The sequence below is a fragment of the Croceifilum oryzae genome (assembly GCF_030814315.1).
In the GTDB taxonomy this organism is placed as follows: Bacteria; Bacillota; Bacilli; order Thermoactinomycetales; family Thermoactinomycetaceae; genus Baia; species Baia oryzae.
The window spans coordinates 1-21476 of the sequence record NZ_JAUSUV010000013.1; the positions used below are offsets into that span (position 1 = coordinate 1).

Consider the following 21476-nt stretch of genomic DNA (forward strand, 5'->3'; position numbering starts at 1 on the left):
CGTGACTCCGTCAGCTCCTGTCGATCCAGTAGCTCCCGTGACTCCGTCAGCTCCTGTCGATCCAGTAGCTCCCGTGACTCCGTCAGCTCCTGTCGATCCAGTAGCTCCGTCTGCTCCCGTGGCTCCTGTGGCTCCCACAGCCCCGATCGATCCGGTTGATCCCGTGGCTCCAGTAGATCCGGTTGATCCCGTGTCTCCAGTAGATCCAGTTAATCCATTCGGAATTTCTAGTCTCACGTTGGCGGAACCGGGGGTTACGTTAATGTTCAATGTATCGGATATAAAGTTTAGTGTGTCCCCAAAACCCAGAGGAACACTTCCACTCGTTCCGCTATTTCCTTGGACTTGGAATAAAAAGGCACCTGTAGCCAAGGATCCTGTTGGTCCAGTAGGTCCGGTAGCTCCAGTAGGTCCGGTGGCTCCTGTAGATCCGGTGGACCCTGTCGGCCCAGTAGCTCCAATTCCTGTGGACCCTGTCGGTCCGGTCGGTCCAGTAGGTCCGGTAGCTCCAGTAGGTCCGGTGGCTCCTGTAGGGCCAGTAGCTCCAATTCCGGTAGGCCCTGTAGGTCCGGTGGCTCCTGTAGGTCCAGGCGCTCCAGTAGGTCCGGTGGCTCCTGTAGGGCCAGTAGCTCCAATTCCGGTGGCTCCTGTAGCTCCAGTGGGTCCAATGAGCCCTATAGCTCCAGTAGCTCCAATGGGTCCGGTGGCTCCAATTCCAGTGGCTCCTGTTGGTCCAGGAGGCCCTCCTGATGGACCTGTGATCCCAGTGGGTCCAGGCGCTCCCGTTGGTCCCCTCGTGGCATCTGTGCCTAACACGTTTTCTAACTTCTCATTTAAAATCCATTCTTTTTTCCCTATCACATTGATCGTGTCACGTACACTCGCATTAATCGTAAGTAAGTCAGTAATCGAAGGTTGAAGGGTTGTTGACACTCCGGGGAGGGTCCCTAGAACATATTGAAGTTTTTCGCCTTCCGCATTAATAATATGACTAAGACCTAGCTCTTCTAATGCAATGGAAGACAATAGTAAATTGATTGCATCTTCTCGAGTAATCGAAATATTAGGGGTAATATTTGGTATATTGGATTGAGACATGCTATACTCTTCTCCTTTCTTTCCATCAGAGTATAAAAACCAGTTTGAGCTACACTGTAAATGCTTTTTGCTTCTAAGTCCTCGATCCATTCACGCATCGATCGTCCGTCCAAGCAAAGTAATCGCTTCGTGTTTAACGCCATATTTTATGTATTGCACGTAGCAACACTACTTGGCGCGGCGATCTACTCTTTTTTAACCTGCCCCGCGGTAACACTCTCATAACACACTCTTATCTTGTAAAATGCTTGACCGTTTAGGAACTGCTGATATAAAACAGATTTACACAAATTATTTTTATGAAGAGAAGCTTTAACATATGAATAGATTTCCATTTTAAAAAATATCATTCATGATGTACCCATCCACCATCTCTACCGCAAAGATATATCTCTAAATACAACATCTGTATAAAATTTGAGTGCTATATCCTTACTTTGTCATAATGACAAGCATATAATTTTATTTATCATTAATATAAATAACTACAAAGAAAGGGGTTATCATGAAACGAGTTGCGATGTATCTTCGTAAGTCCAGAGCAGATGTAGAAGCGGAAAATCGAGGAGAAGAAGAAACATTAGCGAAACATAAAAGAGCACTTTTTAAACTCGCTAAAGACCAAAATCTAAATATTATTAAAGTTAGACAAGAAGTAGTTTCTGGAGAAAGCCTACTACACCGCCCAGAAATGATGGAACTCCTAAAAGAAGTTGAAAATAAATTCTACGATGCAGTACTTGTTATGGATATGGATCGTCTTGGTCGCGGCAATATGAGAGAACAAGGATTGATTTTAGAAACGTTCCAGAACTCCGGAACAAAAATTATCACCCCCCGAAAAACCTACGATTTACAAGATGAATTTGATGAAGAATATAGTGAATTCGAAGCCTTTATGGCTCGTAAGGAATTAAAAATCATTTCTAGACGTATGCAAAGCGGGATAAAGAGAGCAGTCATGGAAGGCAATTATCTAGGCACACATCCTCCTTACGGTTATCAGATTGTGAAGGACAAGAAGCACCGAACCCTAGTTCCAGATCCTGAACAGTCATTAGTAGTAAAAATGATCTTTGATTGGTATACCAGCGATATCCCAGAAAATAGATTAGGAACCAGGAAAATTGCTCACAAGTTAAACAATTTAGGGTATCGTAGCTATACAGGAAAAAGTTGGAATCCAACATGTGTTCTAGTCATACTTAAAAATGCCGTGTACACAGGGCGAATACAATGGAAAAAGCAAATTAGGAAAAAAACAGGTAACCCAGAAAAAAAATACGCATTCTCCTTGCAACCCAAGGACAAATGGATCGATGTGGAAGGTCTGCATGAATCGATCATTTCAAAAGATCTGTACGAAAAAGCACAAGAAATACTTAAAAAAAGATCTCATGTCCCCTATAGCAATAAAAACATAACAAATCCCCTTGCAGGTTTAATAAGGTGTAAAAAATGTAATTATTCTATGGTGAAGCGACTACAAAAATCGAGAGATCGAATATGTTGTCGAGAAATTTCTTGTAAATGTAGATCCAGTATTTTTGAAATTGTTGAGCAACGGTTATTAGATTCATTGCAGCAGTGGTTAGATAAGTATACGTTACGTTTTTCTGAACACGACTTCATAAAGAAAGATGATGATTCGAAAGGTAAATTACTTAAAACAAGTATCAATAACCTACAGCAAGAGATAAAAAGGCTAGAGGAGCAGAAAGGAACATTACACGACTTTCTAGAACGTGGCGTTTATGATGAGAATACCTATTTAGAAAGATCGACTCATATTGCTAATCGTATAGCAGATACCCAAGTGCTACTTACAATGGCTATTCGAGAACTAGAGACAGAAAATAAAAGGCTAGAAGCGAAAGTACAGATCATTCCTAGTGTAGAGCATGTTTTACACCAATACCCCCTATTAGATGACCCTAAGAAGAAAAATATGCTGTTAAAGAGCGTGATTGATTACTGCACCTATGAAAAAGAGCTACATCAGAAGCTTGACGACTTTACCTTAATCGTATATCCAAAGCTCTAATACCAATTGAAAAGATTGTTTTTTCATGCCTCTGACAGTCACCTGTAAAATGTAACCCAAAGTAGCTTTGTAACGCTACTAACGGGAAAAAATCCACATCAACACGGCATCGTAAACATGAAACCAATCAAAATTCCACAACACTTGATCTCACTTCCTGTTCTCCTGAAGAGAAAAGGCTACAAAACAGCTGCTGTTGATTGTAATTATCGAATTACTGGGAAGTCGAACCCATGGTTTAAAAAGGGATTTGACACATACTTAGATCCCTCTGAAAATCGACCCACCCATCTTAACCTCAGTGCAAAAGAAATTAACCAAAATGCGATTCCTTGGTTAAAGAAACACGCACAAGAACCCGACTTCTTTTTATTCCTCCATTATTGGGATCCACACTATCCCTATCAACCAGAGGGGGAGTTTGCAAATTGGTCCTCTGAGCAGTCACCCGTTCGGGCCCAGGCAAATGAACCACCATTAAAATCCTGCCTACGTGAGCCTCTTTGGAGTTTTATATCTAAATACAACCAAGATCAGAAGAGCATCACCCAAATCCAACAAGATTATGATGGAACCGTTAAGCAGGTTGACCACTATATTGGAGAGTTAGTAGAAGAAATCAAGCAACTTGGCATCTATGAAGATACCATGATCATCTTAACTTCTGATCACGGTGAAAGCTTAGGGGAACATAAAATTTTCTTTGATCATCACGGACTTTACGAATCCACGCTTCATGTTCCTCTTATGATCACTTACCCACAAAAGCTACCTAACCAGAAACGTATGAAGCAACTCGTTCAACATGCTGACATTGTACCTACCATCATGGAGCTGGCTGGGATACCCATTCCCAAAGAGATGAATCCAATCGACGGGACATCCCTACTATCATTCTCACTAGCAAACAAGCAAAATCATCGTCCATTTGTCGTTTCTTGTGAAGCAAACTGGCAGTGCAAACGCTCCATTCGGAATCAACAATGGAAACTCATCCAATCCCTAGAGCGTGATGTTTATGGAAATCCCAAGTTTGAACTTTACAACTTGATTCAAGACCCACACGAAAAAAAGAATCTAATCGCTCAACATCCACAAGTAGCACAGCGACTCCAACAACAGATGAAAAGATGGGTTTCCCAGATGCTTCGAAAATATAGAAGACCTGATCCTCTTACTAAAGGGGTTAAAGTAAAAATGAACCGGCTAACGGTAGCGGAAGAGGAAAAAGTGAAGAAGCGGTTAAGCGAGCTAGGATATTAAGAAAAACAAGTAGCCTTTCAACCTTGCAAGGCTACTTGTTTTTCTTAATATCTAGAGAGCTATATATATTTAAATTGCGTAGCTTACGAATATATTTCTTTGGATTTACAATCCATTTTTTCTCTATATGTAGGAGAGATCCCTTCGCATGGGTTAGATATTGCTCTGACTCTGATTCGGTTTGCTCACGAAAATGTTGAAACGCATGTAACATATAATTTTCATGATTCACCATGCGATCCCAGAAGCTTACAACCAGAAACGTATGATCTTTACGCCCCAGACACATTCCTAAAACACCTTCGAAACTTGATACATTCGGTACAATCATCTTTTCCTGTGTTTCGATAAATCGATGGGCTTGTTCAGGGACAACCTTACACAAAATAGCTTGTACAACACTTGCTTCCTTCCAGATTTTATCAATATCTGTATTCATGGAATGCTTTATCACTTGAAATGTTTGTACTTCCATAGATTGAAAAATATCTTTTTGTTTGGTTTTATCGTAGATAGGACCATGCTTTTCTTTCATGAAAGCCTGGTAGTTTTCTTCTGTATCCCATAGAGACAAGATCGTTGCTTGCTGGTGATCACGATCCCCCCACCCCCCGATCTGTCCCTTAAACCCTCTGGATTTCCTTATCTCTTTCCATTTTTGCTGGGCCTTTGAGAATGCATCTTTATTACTTATTTTCACGTGACATTGAATGAATTTTAATAGCATATCGTACTCCTTTTTATCAAATTATATAAACTATTACTAATAGGAGCAACTCGTTTGGAAAAAGTTGCTCCTACCCATTTACCATACCTTGGCTTTGCCTAAAATACCTTTCATGGGCGGAATCTGAAATATATTTAAAATAGTAGGAGCTACATCCGTGATATGCAAGCGATCTGCCCGTTGAAATTTACGAGTATCTTTATCCTTGATTCCCTGAATAAAGATACCATTATAATCGTGATTAGCGCCATCTGGACCGGTATCATTTTCTTTGACAAAAAGAGTTCCATTCCCCACCGTTCCAACCGATCTCCAATATAAATCTCCAAAATAGATCAATAAATCAGGCGGAATATTTTTTACTGTTGTATAACGCTTCTGGGGTTTAAAAACTTTGTTGTTCATGAGGACCCCATGTTCATTTCGTACCTTCTTAATCTTTTGAATGATTTCATTTCGAAGCTTCTCAGCATGTTTAAAAGGGACAATTCCCTCAGGTTCTCGCCCTTTGATATTAAGACATAACCGCCCATAATATCCTCCGTATCCCCATGCTTTCGTCTTATCCCAGTTTACTAGATCAGGTGTCAATGGAGTCGGCTCGGTAACAGGGCCCTTTAAGGTGAGATAACCTTCTTTTATGAGCCATTCATTTAAGCAGAATCCACCATCCATCTTCTTCGCACCATGATCTGAGACGATAAACACATGGGTCCCTTCTGGAAATTGCTCCAATAAATCCCCTATTTGTTGGTCTACATATTGATAATATCGAAATATGACATCGTGGTAAGGGGATGGTTTGTGTAGGACATGTGTCTCATCCATGTAATGCCAGAATGCATGATGCATCCGATCAATTCCCATCTCAACCATAGCAAAGAAATCCCATTCTTTATGTTCTAATAAATATTTTGCTGTCTTAAATCTCGTCTCAGTCATTTGATAGATATCATCCGTTAATTCCTCTACTAGATGTGTACGAAAATGCTTTACATCAAATTGATAATCTCCTACATTTTCTTTGATTTCTTCTTGTAATTCAGGAGGATAGGTATGTGGTGCAGACTGGTCTGGAGTTAAGAAACAACTAACGAGACAGCCTTTCATTGGTTTCGGTGGGTAGGTTGGCGGAACTCCCATTATAATAGATTTGTAGCCGTATTTTCCTAATTGATCCCAGACAGTTGGTTCATTTAGCTGGCTACTATCCACTAGACCCACATCGAGGTAGTCATACCCTGCTCGATTTCGAAATCCGTAGAAACCTAATTGCCCTGGATCCTTTCCCGTCATCATACACGCCCATGCAGGAACCGTTATAGGTGGATCACAACTACGCAGGGGGGCAAACACTCCACTTTCCATAATCCGCTTGATATTAGGTAAATCATTGATCCAACGATCAAATACCAAGCTCGGTTCCGCACAATCAAGACCAATCAACGCTACTTTTGGTCGTTTCAACTTTATCTCCTCCTTTCTAAATGAGTTGTTGATCCACTATATATGAAAGAACTTTCTCTGCACTCTCTTCTGGCAATTCCGTTACGGTATCTAGAATTAAATCTGGTTCTAAGGGAATTTCAAACGGATCACTAATTCCTGTAAACTGATTGATCTGCCCGGCTATGGCCTTTTTATACAGACCTTTTACATCGCGTTGGATACACTCTTCTAAAGAACAGTTCACGAAAACTTCATGGTAATTCGGAATATGAGAACAACAATACTCCCTCATCTCCTCATAAGGGGTAATAAACGAAGCAAGCACATGAACGCCATTTTGATTTAAAAGTCGTGTCATAAACACAGCGCACTTTATCTGTTTCATCCGATCTTCTCTACTAAATCCTAAATCTTGATTAAGTACCTCTCGTAATAAATCTCCGTCTAATAGCTGCACCCGAACCTTCATCTTATCTTGTAATAGGAATTCAACTAACTTAGCAATTGTTGTTTTTCCTGCACCAGATAGGCCTGTAAACCATAGTGTAAACCCTTCCTTCGTCATCAGAACTCCCCTCCATGTGTTTACTATATGTGTAAAAAGGAGGCTTGGAGTATGCTTCTGCCTACTGTTCGTCCGTTTACTGTGCACATCCCCGCCTATTTGAAGGCAGGATGTAGGAAGGACTTACATGCAAGTAGAAAGTATTTTTTGTATCCGCTCTTCATAACTGTGTTCCTTTTGTGTCCGTATATAAGCAGCCTGAGCAATTTGTTCGCGTAATCGGATACGAGGTAGGTAAAACTTACTTTTCTCTAGAAAATCTTCCACTCCTGAAAAAGAAATGATTTCTTTTCCAATCTCGTATAAAGAAGAGAGATCTGGGCGATCGTCAATTAATTGAAACGATTGACAAGCAGCAATCTCAAATAATCGATTATTGGGAGTATGCGCCTTAATCTGTTGACTGTTTTGCTTTAAATGGGGATCGTCATGGGAGCGATGCAAATTTAATACCATCTTCGCACCACAATAGTAGTAATTAGCCTCCAGTCCTGATACCCAATGCGGATGGATTTGAACCTCTCTCTTTTCGGAGAATGGCGTCCAACCAGGACCTACTAATTTCGTTCTCACAAGGCGTAACGATTCATCCGATGCCTTTAAAAATCGAATCCGGTTTTCAAACCCACATCCGACCATTACTAAATCTGAGAGATATTTTTTCGGGATTTGTTTTCGAGGTTGATATGTATCAGGGGATACGGCTAGAGGAAGATGACGGACAACTACTGAGGGCCACTGAGCCTGATAAATAGGAACTGCCTGCGATTCATTTGTAAAGATGTAATCAAAAAATAGTGCTACGGGTTTTGCTTTATCGATCGCATATGGATCATCGGTGAACCAGATTGCTTTCGGAAGGTTGATCGATTTTAAAAGCTGTCGATTACTAAGTGTTAATCTTTCTCCATGCATGGCCAAAATAAGATGAGGACTGATCCGATCTTTCATTCGATCCCAATTTTGATCAAACTCATCTCCGGGGCCCCACGTAATCACGTTATGTCCTAATTTTTTGCAAGCACGGATAATCATCTGATCAATGAAGGTAAATGGTTTTTTAATGCCTGATCGCAAATAGACAATTTGCACCGCCTTCTACTCCCCTTCTCTCTCTCCAGGCGGAGAAATACCCCATTTTCGAATAAAATAGTCCCTGTTTTGCTTTAATAGCTTTTTAAATTCTTGATACGGTCTCCGTTGAAAACTTTGACTCCCGTAGTGATGAAGATACGTATCACCCGCAACCACACAATGGTACCCAGCCTTTCTCACACGATAGGAGTAATCATCATCTTCATAAGTACCCAAACCATATCGTTCATCCATTTCCCCGATCTCTTCATAGATAGAACGTGGAAACACCAGACAAAAACCGGATAAGCGATCACTTTTTCTCCACTTTGATGGATCAATATGATTGTACTCTTTTGTAAAGACATCCATTTCCACTTTTGACTGGAAGGAAGGAACCTGTATTTTCTGTTCAGGGATGACCCTGTTTGAAACAGGACCAACCATGCCACATTGCGGATACTCTTGTAAAGCGTGAATCAATTGCGCTAACCACTGCGGACCCGGACGAGTATCATTGTTTAAACATACCAAATAATCCCCTGTCGAAACCCGTAAACCTTGGTTCATAGCACTGGCAAAGCCACGATTCCATTGGTTATGAATCCAAGTAATCAAAGGATGTTTGAGTAGAAATGGCGGTGGTTTTTCTTGTGAGCCATTGTTTATTAAAATCATTTGTATCTGTCTACAATTCGTATGTTGTAGAATCCTCACGACACATTCTCGAGTTAAAGCCCACTCGTCTTTTACTGGAATAATGATACTTACAGAATAATCTTCAATCCTCCCCATCACATTTCCCCCAGTAGATCTTCCCCATTCTCTTCGCATTTGCTCGCATGGTTAACCATGCAGATGGCTCTTTTACCATCATATCTACAGCTGAGAGTAAATTCTGCCGCCATTTTTTTAAATCAACAATATAGCCTGTATACAAGTGATTAATATAATAACTGTGATCTCCCTCATCATCTGTAATCACGGGAACACCCTGCAATAATGACTTACAATGAATTTCCTTCATACTGGTAGATGGAGGAGCAAACGTAAGGATGACATGAGCTTCTTTCCATAATCGTCCACTCTGAGCCAGTGGTATGTATTGTATGTTTTGGTTTTGCTTTAGTCTTTTGTTTGTACAGCAAACTAATTTGCAATTTGAGTTTTTAAAAATATCGCCCATAAAAGAAAAAAATTCGCTTTTTAAAGAAGGGCGAATCCACTCTTCATGGGTTGCAATCCAAAATCGACGCTTCCCTGATGAAATCATTCGCCCTTCCTCCTTCTTTATTTAAATTGTGTTTCCCAGTTAAAATTGATTTCCTTGTCATTATAAGGAATCCGGTATTCATCTGGATCGCTTGGTTGGTACGATTTTGTTGTAAGATAAACGATTACAGCAGGTTCATTTCCCAAGACACGATAACCATGCGCGATCCCTTTTGGAATCAAGAGCACACCCGGATTTAACTCTCCTAAATAATACACATCCGTTTGGCGGTATGTACTAGAGTCCTCTCGTAAGTCGTATAAAACAACCTGTGCATTGCCCGCAGGGAAGTACCAGATATCATCTTGCTTTTTATGATAGTGAAATGCTTTAATTACCCCTGGATATGTCAAAGAGGCTGACATTTGTCCAAAGTGCTCTAGAAGCTCCTCATCATCTCTCACTAACTCTGTAAAATAACCACGATCATCACAATGCTTTACACATTTTTTATAGACTACTCCCTCAATCAAGAAGTCCTCTCTCCCTTCCATCTAAAAAGAATCTCGCTAACCCTTTTGTCCAATGCGGTAGATAGTCAATCCCTTCTCCGGATCGACTATGAATTAAATTTGAATTAATGGGTCTCTGGGCTGGTCTGATAAATTCCTTTGTCTCCACAGGAACCACCTGCATCTCCAAATCGGCAAACGAAAATATCTTTTTGGCAAAATGATACCACGTACAACCACCTACATTACTCATGTGGACAATCCCTTTTACTTGTGGAGTATGAACGAGTCGATATAATCCATCTCCCAAATCTCTCGTGTAGGTGGGCGATCCATATTGATCATCTACTACATACAGCATATTCTGCTTCTTTGCTAGATTTAACATAGTCCAGACAAAATTAGCTCCATCTATGCCATATAGCCAAGAAGTGCGAACGACTACACTATTTTTACATAATGCCAAAGTCCAAAGCTCACCTAATCGTTTTGTTTGTCCGTACCAATTTAGTGGATTGGTGGGTGCTGACTCCGTGTATCCAGACGATTGATTCCCATCGAATACATAATCCGTACTGACATAAACCATCCTCGCTCCCACTCTTTGACAAGCTGAGGCTACATTACGAGCTCCCTCTACATTTACTTGATAAGAGGAATACCCGCCCGTTCCCTCAGCTTCATCTACCTTTGTATAGGCAGCACAATGGATAACTACATCAGGCTTTTCTTCGTTCATAATATGAATCGTTTGTTCAGTATTTGCAATGTCCCACTCCAAGCGGCTAAATCCTTTTACGGATATCTCCTCTAAACCAGACCAATCTTGAATAATCGATTGCCCTAACTGTCCATTTGCTCCATTTACAAGTATCTTCACGTTCTATCCCTACTCACCTCTTTAGTATTTCACTCCTGACCACCAAACGGTCTGAGATTGATACCAATCCATGGTTGTAGTAATCCCATCCTCCCACGTCATTGTAGGATTCCAGCCTAACTCTTGACTTATTTTGGTGTTATCTAAACAATATCTTGTATCATGACCAGGACGATCATCTATAAATTCAATAAGTGAATGAGAAGCACCCATAAAATCACACACCATTTTTGCTACTTCGAGGTTGGAAATCGGCTTCCCAGAACCAATATGATAGATTTCTCCTACATTCCCCTTCGTTCGTACAGCTTCTACCCCTGTACAATGATCCTGTACATAAATCCAATCTCTTTGCATGGATCCATCCCCGTACAGGGTAATGGGCTTACCCGCTCGCAAAGATTGGATCATCTTAGGGATCAACTTCTCCGGATGTTGTTTCGGACCGTAGTTATTGGTACAACGTGTAATGATAATAGGTAAATGATACGTATTCGCATACGACATACATAATAAATCAGCGCCTGACTTACTTGCCGCATAAGGATTTCCAGGAGAAAGATTCGTCTTTTCATCCGCACTCCCATAAGGAAAATCACCATATACTTCATCCGTAGAAATTTGAATAAATCTCTCAATTCCTCGCCGTCGAACTTCTTCTAATAAACGATGCGTTCCTATAATATTAGTCATGAGGAAAGGCTCAGCACCTAAATGAATACTTCGATCTACATGTGACTCAGCTGCAAAATGAACTACATCTGTAAAATCAAAACGATCAAATAATTCGGCTACTTGCAACGGGTCAACAAGATCAACCTGTACAAATTGATATTGAGGATGTAGCTCCACATCTATATTGTTAAATCGATTGGCGGAATAGGCTAGGCTATCAACATTGATTACCGTGTGATCGGTATTCTCCAGCATAAACTGTATATAATGACTTCCTATAAACCCAGCTCCACCCGTCACTAAAATGGTTGCCAAAATTGAATCCCCTTTCGTGCTGATATTTTCATTTGTCTATTTCGTCTGTGATGAAAATTGATTGGCTCTTATCAGTGATTCAAATGTACCTGCATCGGTCCACCAATCTGAGAGGATGTTGTAGGAACAAATATCTTGTTCAATATATTTATTGTTTATATCCGTAATCTCATATTCACCCCGCTTTGAAGGTTCTAGTTGCTCAATGTATTGATAAACTTTCGAATCATACATATAAACTCCTGTAACACAATAAGAGCTCTTGGGATTTTGCGGTTTCTCTTCAATCGATCGAACACGATTTCCATCTAACTCAGCCACTCCAAATCGTTGAGGGTGTTCAACTTCCTTTAATAGAATTTTCGCACCACTCCCTTGGGCCATATAATCCTCCACATATGGTTTTATTGAATCTGCAAAGACATTGTCTCCTAACAATACTACCATTAAATCATCACCAGTAAAATGTCTCGCCAAATATAGCGCTTGGGCGATTCCTCCTGGCTGATCCTGTACGCGATACGTAAACTCGGCTTCAAATTCTTCCCCGCTCCCTAAGAGCCGAACGACTTCTCCCATATGCTCTACACCCGTCACAATACATATCTCTCTAATCCCTGCTTCTATCAACTTTTTGATGGGATGATAAATCATAGGAGTATTTCCCACTGGCAATAAATGCTTGTTTGTCACTTTTGTCAATGGATAAAGACGCGAACCTGTTCCACCTGCTAAAATAACACCTTTCATATCTAGACCCTCCTCAAACGAGTATGATATATATAGAATATTCACCCAGTACCAAACTAGTACAAAAGAAAGACCCAAAGGGTTGTCCTTTGGGTCTTTCTTTTGTTTGATTATACAGTAGTCAATAATTCGTTCTTTTCTTGCACCACAATTCTGTATAGACGCTCCAAATCGCGGAACGTTAATTCCTGTTTGAGTACCTCTTGACATTGGATCGCTTTCATCAAGGAAGTTTTGGATTGATGGACAAATCGGTGTCTCTCCGCTTGTTCCAATGCAGATTGATAGGTCCGTAGAGCTTCACCATCTTCCCCTTTCCCTTTTTCACAATCTCCAAGTGCCTCTAAAGCCATCACATAATATATTTTATTCGTATGGTTCTTCGCTTTTCGAACAGCATCTCGGAGCCAGCCTTCTGCTTCACTCCATCTTTCTTGATAATTATATAAGTTCCCCAAAGATAGATAAGTTTGAACCATCCGATATTCATGTGAGTTCTTCTCTTTATGTGTCGCAGCTTGTAACAAGACTTTTTCTGCTGATTCAAAATCGCCTTCTTCGATGTAGATCTTTGACAGCACATGCAGTAGGTCGACTGAACCCTCACGCCACATGCACATCTTAGCTAATTCAAGCCCTTGGAAGACAGCAGAAGTAGCTTCAGCTAGATAGCCCTGTTTACACCAGAAAAATGCCTTTAGACGGTATAAATCCACCTTTACGTATGGATTTGTGATCTGATCGAGAGATTCCCACAGCTCATTCACAATCCCGAGTGCCTTCTCCCAATCTTCCTGACCCGTATAGATCTTTGCCTTTAATAACAATAAGTCATAGCAAATCTCCCCACGATCTCCTCCTGGAACAAACGACTGGCTTCCTAGATCAATCCAGTTCTGTGCAAGTATGATATCGCCTTGTTCTTCCATCGCAATCTTAGCAAAGAGATATTGACAAGCTGCCTTTATGTTTGTAGATTCAAGCTCTGTTCCCGCTTCCAATAAATCTAACGTACTTTGTAGTTGCCTTTTTGCTTTTTCCCAATTTTGTTTAAGAAAATAGCATCTACCCTTCAGATATGTATATTGAGCCAACCATCTGCTCTTTCGATCGATTTTAAAACTACGTAATTGCTCGAGTCCTTGGTCTGGACCAAATAGATCCATCGAATGCTCAATAAAATTGAGTTGATTTCGTAATTTCATCTCCCGTTTTTCTTCCACTTCCACAAACATCGAGAACTGATCCACATCCAGATCCAATTTACCGCATAAGTATGTAATTTTCTCAAAAGAAATATTTTTCATCCCACGTTCAACAGAACTAATCGTGGCACTTGAAATGTTTTCGTCCTGTAGGTCTTTTAGACGTAAAGAACGTTCTTTTCTACAAGAACGGATCAATCTACCTAACCGCTCCCGATCTAAAGGGAAATAGCACATGATAGCCACCTACTTAAATTTTTTAAGTTAATCGTATGAATTATAATACTTTGAATGGTTTCATTCAATCCCTTTATAACAAGCATATGAATTTTTTATTACATTCACATAGCATTTAAAGCCAAAAGAAAAACAGCTCTTCCCATATAGAGCTGTTTTTCTTTAATTTCATTATTTCTTTTCTGAGAGCCACGTCGATAATTTCTCTAAGTCTTCTGCTTTGATATAGCTTTTTTGTGCAGGCATCCGGCCTTTACCGTTTTCCAAGACCTTATGAATATCCTCTTTACTCAGCTTACTACCCACCTTCGTAAGATCAGGACCAATTGCACCTTGCAAATTCATCCCATGGCAATTCATACAATTTTTTTGATAAGTCGCTTCTGGCGACCCAGCATCTACCGTAGGAGGGGCATCCGTAGTTGACTTTGTTTGACCTGAGCAAGCGGTTAGCAATATAAAACTACATATTAAAACAACAATCCAACCCTTCTTCATGCGTAAACACTCTCCTATGTTCATTACTCTTCCGTAACTGGCTTTCTAGACATAAGTTCTGCCAGATCACGTTCATCTTCTTTCTTTTGCTCTCTCATCCATCTTTTAAACACAATCCCAATTGCTGAGATATAAACAAGCTCTTGCACGATCTTCATGATCACTCCACCTAGCTGTTGATCGTTTAGTGGTGTGAGAATAGGTGCAAGTTGAGACATTTGACGATACGTTTCAAATAGCACATGATCCCCAAACATAATCAAAGCACAGGCAGGTGTAAGTAGGAAACCATTTGCAAAGATAAATACCAGCTTTAACAACGGCTTTGTTTTATCCCACTCTGGGACCGGACAAACAACCGGCCACCACATACACAAGGCCAAAATAAGTAAAATCGTGTGGGAAACATAGTGTAGAAAATGACTCTCCATGATAGCGTCAAAAATGATCGGTACATGGTATAAAGAAATCGCGCCATTGAATAGAAAAAGGATTACGATGGGTCCTGTTAAAAAGCGAAACACTGGACGTATTCCCCTTAATTCAATTACTGGACGAATCATCCAATCTGGAATACCAAGCCATAAGAACGGCGGAAGCACGATAAATAAAAGCGACATCTGAAGCATGTGCATACTAAATAATTCATGTGCCAAAAGATCCAGCGGACTACTAACCGCTAAATTGGCGATCAAAATCGCAAACATAAAATAGAGTTTCTGGGAAACAGCAACCGGCTCCTTACCAGGAAATTTATGCCGGTACGGTCCTGTAACGAGTAAATACACAACAGCAAGTCCAATAAATAATAGGTTTAATTGCAAATTCCAGTTTGCAGCGTACAAAAATAACTGCATAAAATCTTGAAAAGACATTGGAAGTCCTCCTCCCATACCTTGCCCTAAATTACTACCAAACACATCTTATCACATATTGGACACATTACAAAAAGCTCCTTTGTGACACTTTCGAGAATATGTGAATGATTGAACAAAATATCCTTTCCACAATCGTCATAACTCCCTCTTACATATGTAGTTTGTGAATGAGTTCTCCTATGTTTTAGCTTTAGTTTGTATAACAAACTAGTCTAGATCTGGAGGAATTCCAATTCCTCCAGATCTATTACTCTCCTCTCATCAGCATCTGATAGTGGCTTTTTAAATCCTCAGCAACTCTCTTCCAACTAAACTTTTCTTCTACGATTTTACGCGATTGCTGCCCCATTTCTTTTAGTAGCTGTGGATTCTTTAGCCAATGTAATAATACCTTCTCGATCCGTTTACTCAAAATATCTGGAGATAAAAGTTTTCCGTTGATCCCATCTTGGACTACTTCACCGATTCCTCCTACAGAGGTGCTTAAAATAGGTAATCCAGTCGCCATCGCTTCCAGATTCACCAGACCAAAAGCCTCATTTCCTACCGATGGTGTGATCAGAAAATCCGCTAATTGATATATGGAGGGAAGTTGATCATTTGGCACATAACCTAACCATTCGACTTGTGTTACACACGACTTCACGATCTGTTTACATTTTTTGAGATATTCTGTTTCAATCTCTTTGCCATAATAACTACTACCTGCAATCAATAATTTCGCATTGGGCTCTTGCTTCACTACTTCTACAAATGCTTCCAATAGATGATGAAGACCTTTCTGCGGAATGATTCGTCCTACAAAAAGCAGGACAGGTCTTCCTCCGAGATTTCTTTTTTGGCGTTCCAAAATGCGATTTTGTTGACAATCCGGCTCATGAATGGAAGGAAATAGATTCAAATTTACGCCTAAAGGTACTACATGGCAACGATCAGAAAGGCTATCCTCCATAGCAATCACTCGGGATCGAAGGAACTGACTATTTACCAAGATTAGATCGTATTTCTTTAAAATCTTACCTCTTTCTTTCGGATTGATGTAAGGGGGCTTAATATAGGTTTCTGAATGAAGAAAAAGAACCTTTTTCCCTTGTAGTTGTTGGATAGGGGGATTCATCATCCAGATAGGGCGATTTTCAAATTGGATAATCTGGTTTGGATTCTGAAGCAGATACTTCGTTACTTGTTTTCGGTAGTACTTCCGGCCAGCAGAAAAATTCATTTGACGAGCCGGAATCTGATTAGAATGATTAACATCAACCCCAATCAATGTCACAGGCAATAGAGTACTTAGATGGTTGGTAATTTGGCGGGAACAAATTTCTACCGAGCCATTCCCTGCTTTGTCGACTGGTAAATTCCCAGGAGTAACCAGACAAACTTTTGGATTCTCTTGCTGTTGCTGTATCATTTTCTTTACAAGATACCCTGCATATTGCATTGGTTTTTGTATGGTTTGATGCCATGAATCAAAATCTTGCGCTTGATGAAACGTAATACGAAGATCTCGACCATTTACTTCAATAATCCATATTTTTTCATCTATATCAATGGCGATATCAAATCCCAAATCGGCTAAACCGGGATTAGTCGTTTCAAGCTTTTGAGCCGCTAGGATAACCAGACTTTGGATTTTCTCTTTCATCTCTTGGATGTCTTTTATCTTTAAATCGCATAAAACCTCATCTATTTTCTTCGATTTCCCACCAACGGCTAAATTAGTAGCAATTCCATGCTTCACTCCAAGCCTAGCAACCATACCAGAGACGCTCCATTCCCCGTTGTCCCCTTTTTGGACTGCTATACGAAAATCAACTGCTTGATCATGGATTGTTTGGACCGCAATGGCTTGTTGAATCAAGAACTCATCATTTTCGGCTTTCCTTTCTAACTGAATTTCCAGTTCAGGGTTCGGATATGTTTCGATTACTCCGGTAGAATGTATCATCCGCCATTTACTTTCCTGTTGATCGATACGGCAAATATCGATTCCTAAACTTTTTTCAAGAGGCTTTACATAAACAACCCCATATTGCTCTTGAAATGTTCGCCAATTATTTACGGATAGTAACTCCGTCTTAGGAAGATAGGGAACGATCTCTGGAAATTGGGATAATTCCTGATAAATCTTCCACTTATTCAAACGATTATCTTGATTAAATACGGTTATCCCAGGTGTACGTATTAGTTTCTCTACTTGTTTTTTTGTATTCACTGGCTTCACCCGATTATGAATGATAGCAGGGATGGGAACCGTTATTTCCTTAAATGTATTTTGCTCTTCTATATATTGAAATCCTGTAACAGTGCGTTTTTTAAAATGCACGTGATGAATGGTAAAGAAGATGGGTGTAAGACCTTCTCTTTTCGCAAATCGATGGTACGTCAAGAAGGACTCGTACGGTGATCGCTGACGTAAGCAATCAGCAAAAATCCTCTGACTAATGAGAATGCCTATTCGCGACAAGACCTCCACCTCCCTCCTATTTCCATTAGATTATGCCCGAGGTGGAGAAAGTCACAAGTATATTTGTCCCCTATCTCAAAAAATAGACGCATGCTGATAACCTATCAGCATGCGTCTATTCTTGACTTACCCAATTATAAAAGGAGAAATTTCCTGCATCCACCTCTGTCGGCTTCATTTGCTTATACAAAACTCCTTTTGATCGAAAACGTCTTGTATATTCAAAAGCTTGCTCCGAAGTTTGAATTTGATTTCTCTCCCATTCCAATAGGATTCGATCAATATAACGAAAGCTTACTTTTCCGCAAAAAACAGCTTCTCGTAATGCTGCCTCTATTAAATCGTCCGAATATCCATCTTCATCGATCCACCGTGACAATGTCTCACACTCAAACGGCGATAAAGCTCTCCCAAACTCTCTCTCAAATAATTGAAATAAGCCTTGGTACGCATTTGTTTGTTCGTCTATGTCAGGTGTTTGTCGACCAATATAATTAGCGGCTAGCTGTCTGTAGAGTGGGGTTAACGAATATCTTTCAGATTGAAGTCCATTTTCATCCGTAACATCTTCTAATTCAATAAAACCATGTTGTACCATATGATGAAGAGCATTGCTTATCTCTTCATAACTCATATGCATACGAGATTCGAGCAATTGAATCGAAGGGAGTGGATTCCATTCCTTCTCTTGAAAATTGATTAGATGGATGAGAATCATAACATCTTTCTCTGTTAAACCAACCTGCTTATACTCTTGTAAAAGGATGACGGGTACAGACACAGATCCTTGTAACAGAAAATTAACTAATGTTGTCTGAAAAGACCCAGATTGTTCCAAGAAACATCCACCTCGCTTACTTCATCCTTTAACTATACCACGAATTCTTTAATAAAATAGTCTTGAAAAAAGGAAAAGCATCTACATCACGAAACTCGATTAGTAGATGCTTCTTTTCCCCTTTATTAAGGATAAAGACGGTTTAACATACGAGGGAACGGAATGCTTTCACGTACATGATCTAAGCCACAAATCCAAGCAACGGTTCTCTCGAGTCCCAGTCCAAATCCAGAATGAGGAACACTTCCATATTTACGCAGATCTAGATACCAAGCATACGTCTCTTTGGACAAACTATGCTCCTCATACCGCTCAACTAATAGCTCCGGATCGTCAATCCGCTGTGATCCGCCAATAATCTCTCCATAGCCTTCTGGAGCAATCAAATCCGCACATAGTACCACTTCAGGTCTCTCTGGATCTGGTTTCATGTAGAAAGATTTAATCTCCGTTGGATAATGCGTAATAAATACAGGTTTATCAAAGCTTTCGGCAATTTTGGTCTCATGAGGTGAACCAAAATCTTCACCCCACTGAATGTCTTCAAAACCCTCACGATGTAATAACTCGATCGCCTCATCATATGTAATCCGTGGGAATGGAGCTTTAATCTTCTCTAATTTAGAAATATCTCGCTCAAGTGTTTGTAATTCTGTTGGACAGTTTTGTAAGACTGATTGAGCTACAAACTCTAGCATTTGCTCTTGATATTCTAAGCTCCGTTCATGATCCACAAAAGCCATTTCCGGCTCGATCATCCAGAATTCAATCAAATGACGACGCGTCTTCGATTTCTCCGCGCGAAATGTAGGTCCGAAAGAATACACCCGATTGAGCGCCATCGCCGCCGCTTCTGCATATAGCTGTCCAGTTTGTGACAAGTAAGCATCTTCATCAAAGTATTTGGTATGAAACAAATCAGTTGTACCTTCACAAGAAGAAGGGGTTAAGATCGGTGGATCTACTAATGTAAAGCCATTTTGATCTAAAAACACTTGGATCGCCCGAATGATTTCGGCACGAACACGAAGAATCGCTACTTGACGAGCAGAACGGATCCAAAGATGACGATGATCCATGAGGAAATCGGTGCCATGCTCTTTTTTGGCAATCGGATATTCTTCGGCAACTTGTATGGTCTTCACACTCGTCACGTCTAGCTCAAAGCCCGAAGGAGCCCGATCATCCTGACGAATCGTGCCCGTAACATAAAGTGAACTTTCCATCGTCAATAGTTTCGCTTCGTCCCAAATTTCGGGCGCTACCTGATTTCGTACCAAAACTCCTTGAATCGTGCCTGTCCCATCTCGCAATTGCAAGAATTGAATTTTACCACTGGAACGTTTATTATACATCCATACCCCAATGGTAACTTCTTTTCCTACATATGCAGAGACTTCACGTATTGTTATCATTGACATAAATACCCCCATCTGCTCAAAACGCTTCCTTCCATTATAAACTACTAAAAATTTCATCGTCAACGCATTCGATCAAAGCATTTTCTTATTTTAGACAGAAATTGAAGGGAAAAAATCTACTATAATAGACATATTGCTTTTTAAACACTTAAGTCGGACATGCAAAGGAGGGAAAACATTTGAAACGAATTATACCGATTGTCACGGCTATTTTAGCTGTCATCCTATTCGTTATCTTTTTCCCATTTGGTAAAGCAGCAATCTCTCCCGAGAGCCACAGTGATGTGCCAAGTAAAACGGAGCAAAAGGGGAATTCATCCAATAAGCTTCAGATCGCTGCATTTGGTGATATCATGATGCATACACCACAAATTAAAGCAGGAGCCATAGGTGCAAACAACTACGACTTCCGTTCGTTTTTTAAAGAAGTCAAACCTTATGTTAGCCAAGCAGATATTGCGATCGGAAACTTTGAGATGACATTAGCAGGGCCATCTAAGCCTTACTCTGGTTTCCCACAGTTTAATGCACCTGACCAGATCGTCGACGCATTGAAAGACACTGGGGTTGATGTAGTCAGCACATCTAATAACCATGCTATGGATACTGGGGTAGACGGAGCCATTCGAACCCATAAAGTCGTAAATGAACGTGGAATCCAAACGACAGGCACCTCTCCTTCCGCAGAGAAACGGAAACCACTCATTGTGGAGAAGAACGGAATCAAAGTGGCTTTTCTTGCGTATACAGAGCTGACAAATGGGATACCTGTGCCACAAGATAAGCCCTATCTGATTAATTTGATTGGAGATGGAACAGGAATAGCTCAAGATATCGCTCAAGCGAAAAAAGAGGGTGCAGAGTTAGTTTGTGTCTCCCTCCATTGGGGTGTCGAATACCAACGCAACCCAAATCCGAGCCAAAAATCGATTGCTGAGAAAGTATTTAAAGCAGGAGCGGATGTCATCTTCGGTAGTCATCCTCACGTTCTCCAGCCGATGGAGAAAATGAATGTGGATGGAAAAGAGAAATATATCATTTATTCAATGGGGAACTTTGTCTCTAACCAAAAAGACCGTTATACCGATGAGGGAATTATTGTATATGTTGATCTAGAGAAGGATCCCAAAACCAATCAGGTAAAACTAAAAGAGTTTTCCTATCTTCCTACCTTTGTTCATAAATACAATGCAAATGGCAAACAGCAATATGCCGTTATCCCTACACCGAAGCAAGAAGCAACTAACTTACCTTATCCTGGGCTATCCGCGTCTAAATGGCAGTCTGTATGGAATGACACCGTTTCACACGTAAGTCCGGGTAATGCAATCCCTGTTTATGCGAATCCAGCTCAAAAACAATAAAAC

General features: G+C 40.4%; 19 protein-coding genes and 1 pseudogene. 3 read left to right on the top strand and 17 right to left on the bottom strand.

Going from position 1 to position 21476, the window contains the following annotated elements:
* A partial coding sequence (locus J2Z48_RS13245) for an alpha-helical endospore appendage domain-containing protein (protein WP_503128552.1) occupies positions 1-1098 on the bottom strand: 1098 nt, incomplete at its 3' end.
* A 505-nt stretch (positions 1099-1603) separates the two neighbouring features.
* Between J2Z48_RS13245 and J2Z48_RS13250 the strand changes: the two genes are divergently transcribed.
* On the top strand, positions 1604-3142 hold the full coding sequence (locus tag J2Z48_RS13250; RefSeq protein ID WP_307254254.1) for a recombinase family protein: 1539 nt from the start codon (positions 1604-1606) through the stop codon (positions 3140-3142).
* Between the two features lie 63 nt (positions 3143-3205).
* Positions 3206-4405 (top strand): annotated as a pseudogene (locus J2Z48_RS13255) (sulfatase family protein); the annotation flags it as partial.
* Between the two features lie 31 nt (positions 4406-4436).
* Here J2Z48_RS13255 and J2Z48_RS13260 read toward each other — a convergent pair.
* From J2Z48_RS13260 to asnS, 16 genes are all read right to left on the bottom strand, one after another.
* Positions 4437-5132 (bottom strand): DUF4937 domain-containing protein, encoded by a 696-nt coding sequence (locus J2Z48_RS13260; RefSeq protein ID WP_307254256.1) that lies wholly within the window; start codon positions 5130-5132, stop codon positions 4437-4439.
* 78 nt (positions 5133-5210) lie between these two features.
* The gene (locus tag J2Z48_RS13265) at positions 5211-6599 is read right to left on the bottom strand and encodes an alkaline phosphatase family protein (protein ID WP_307254258.1); all 1389 of its coding nucleotides are present in this window, start codon (positions 6597-6599) and stop codon (positions 5211-5213) included.
* 16 nt (positions 6600-6615) lie between these two features.
* Positions 6616-7233 (bottom strand): adenylyl-sulfate kinase, encoded by a 618-nt coding sequence (gene cysC / locus J2Z48_RS13270; protein WP_307254260.1) that lies wholly within the window; start codon positions 7231-7233, stop codon positions 6616-6618.
* Positions 7234-7269: 36 nt separating this feature from the next.
* Entirely contained in the window at positions 7270-8238 is a 969-nt protein-coding gene (locus J2Z48_RS13275) for a CgeB family protein (protein ID WP_307254262.1), read from the bottom strand.
* A 6-nt stretch (positions 8239-8244) separates the two neighbouring features.
* Complete coding sequence (locus tag J2Z48_RS13280) at positions 8245-9015, bottom strand: glycosyltransferase family 2 protein (protein WP_307254263.1); 771 nt, start codon at positions 9013-9015, stop codon at positions 8245-8247.
* On the bottom strand, positions 9002-9493 hold the full coding sequence (locus tag J2Z48_RS13285) for a hypothetical protein (RefSeq protein ID WP_307254265.1): 492 nt from the start codon (positions 9491-9493) through the stop codon (positions 9002-9004). Before J2Z48_RS13285 ends, J2Z48_RS13280 begins: the two co-directional genes overlap by 14 nt.
* 17 nt (positions 9494-9510) lie before the next feature.
* Positions 9511-9966: a dTDP-4-dehydrorhamnose 3,5-epimerase family protein gene (locus J2Z48_RS13290; protein ID WP_307254268.1), complete on the bottom strand. Its 456-nt coding sequence runs from the start codon at positions 9964-9966 to the stop codon at positions 9511-9513.
* Positions 9959-10825, bottom strand: a complete 867-nt coding sequence (rfbD, locus tag J2Z48_RS13295) for a dTDP-4-dehydrorhamnose reductase (protein ID WP_307254271.1) — start codon at positions 10823-10825, stop codon at positions 9959-9961. Before rfbD ends, J2Z48_RS13290 begins: the two co-directional genes overlap by 8 nt.
* A 21-nt stretch (positions 10826-10846) precedes the next feature.
* Positions 10847-11815: a dTDP-glucose 4,6-dehydratase gene (rfbB, locus tag J2Z48_RS13300; RefSeq protein WP_307254274.1), complete on the bottom strand. Its 969-nt coding sequence runs from the start codon at positions 11813-11815 to the stop codon at positions 10847-10849.
* Between the two features lie 36 nt (positions 11816-11851).
* Positions 11852-12565, bottom strand: coding sequence for a sugar phosphate nucleotidyltransferase (locus J2Z48_RS13305; RefSeq protein ID WP_307254276.1), 714 nt, complete (start codon positions 12563-12565; stop codon positions 11852-11854).
* A gap of 110 nt (positions 12566-12675) precedes the next feature.
* Entirely contained in the window at positions 12676-14007 is a 1332-nt protein-coding gene (locus tag J2Z48_RS13310; RefSeq protein ID WP_307254278.1) for a helix-turn-helix domain-containing protein, read from the bottom strand.
* 171 nt (positions 14008-14178) lie between these two features.
* Positions 14179-14505: a c-type cytochrome gene (locus J2Z48_RS13315; RefSeq protein ID WP_307254281.1), complete on the bottom strand. Its 327-nt coding sequence runs from the start codon at positions 14503-14505 to the stop codon at positions 14179-14181.
* Positions 14506-14528: 23 nt separating this feature from the next.
* The gene (locus J2Z48_RS13320) at positions 14529-15380 is read right to left on the bottom strand and encodes a cytochrome c oxidase assembly protein (RefSeq protein ID WP_307254283.1); all 852 of its coding nucleotides are present in this window, start codon (positions 15378-15380) and stop codon (positions 14529-14531) included.
* Positions 15381-15630: 250 nt separating this feature from the next.
* Positions 15631-17850 carry a YheC/YheD family protein gene (locus J2Z48_RS13325; RefSeq protein WP_307254284.1) on the bottom strand — a complete coding sequence of 740 codons (2220 nt, stop codon included), beginning with the start codon at positions 17848-17850 and terminating at the stop codon, positions 15631-15633.
* A 115-nt stretch (positions 17851-17965) separates the two neighbouring features.
* Positions 17966-18688: a DnaD domain protein gene (locus tag J2Z48_RS13330; RefSeq protein WP_307254286.1), complete on the bottom strand. Its 723-nt coding sequence runs from the start codon at positions 18686-18688 to the stop codon at positions 17966-17968.
* A gap of 125 nt (positions 18689-18813) precedes the next feature.
* Positions 18814-20109 (bottom strand): asparagine--tRNA ligase, encoded by a 1296-nt coding sequence (gene asnS / locus J2Z48_RS13335; protein ID WP_307254287.1) that lies wholly within the window; start codon positions 20107-20109, stop codon positions 18814-18816.
* A gap of 179 nt (positions 20110-20288) precedes the next feature.
* Here asnS and J2Z48_RS13340 point away from each other — a divergent pair, with 179 nt between their 5' ends.
* Positions 20289-21473 (top strand): CapA family protein, encoded by a 1185-nt coding sequence (locus tag J2Z48_RS13340; protein WP_307254289.1) that lies wholly within the window; start codon positions 20289-20291, stop codon positions 21471-21473.
* The last annotated feature ends 3 nt before the right edge of the window (positions 21474-21476 follow it).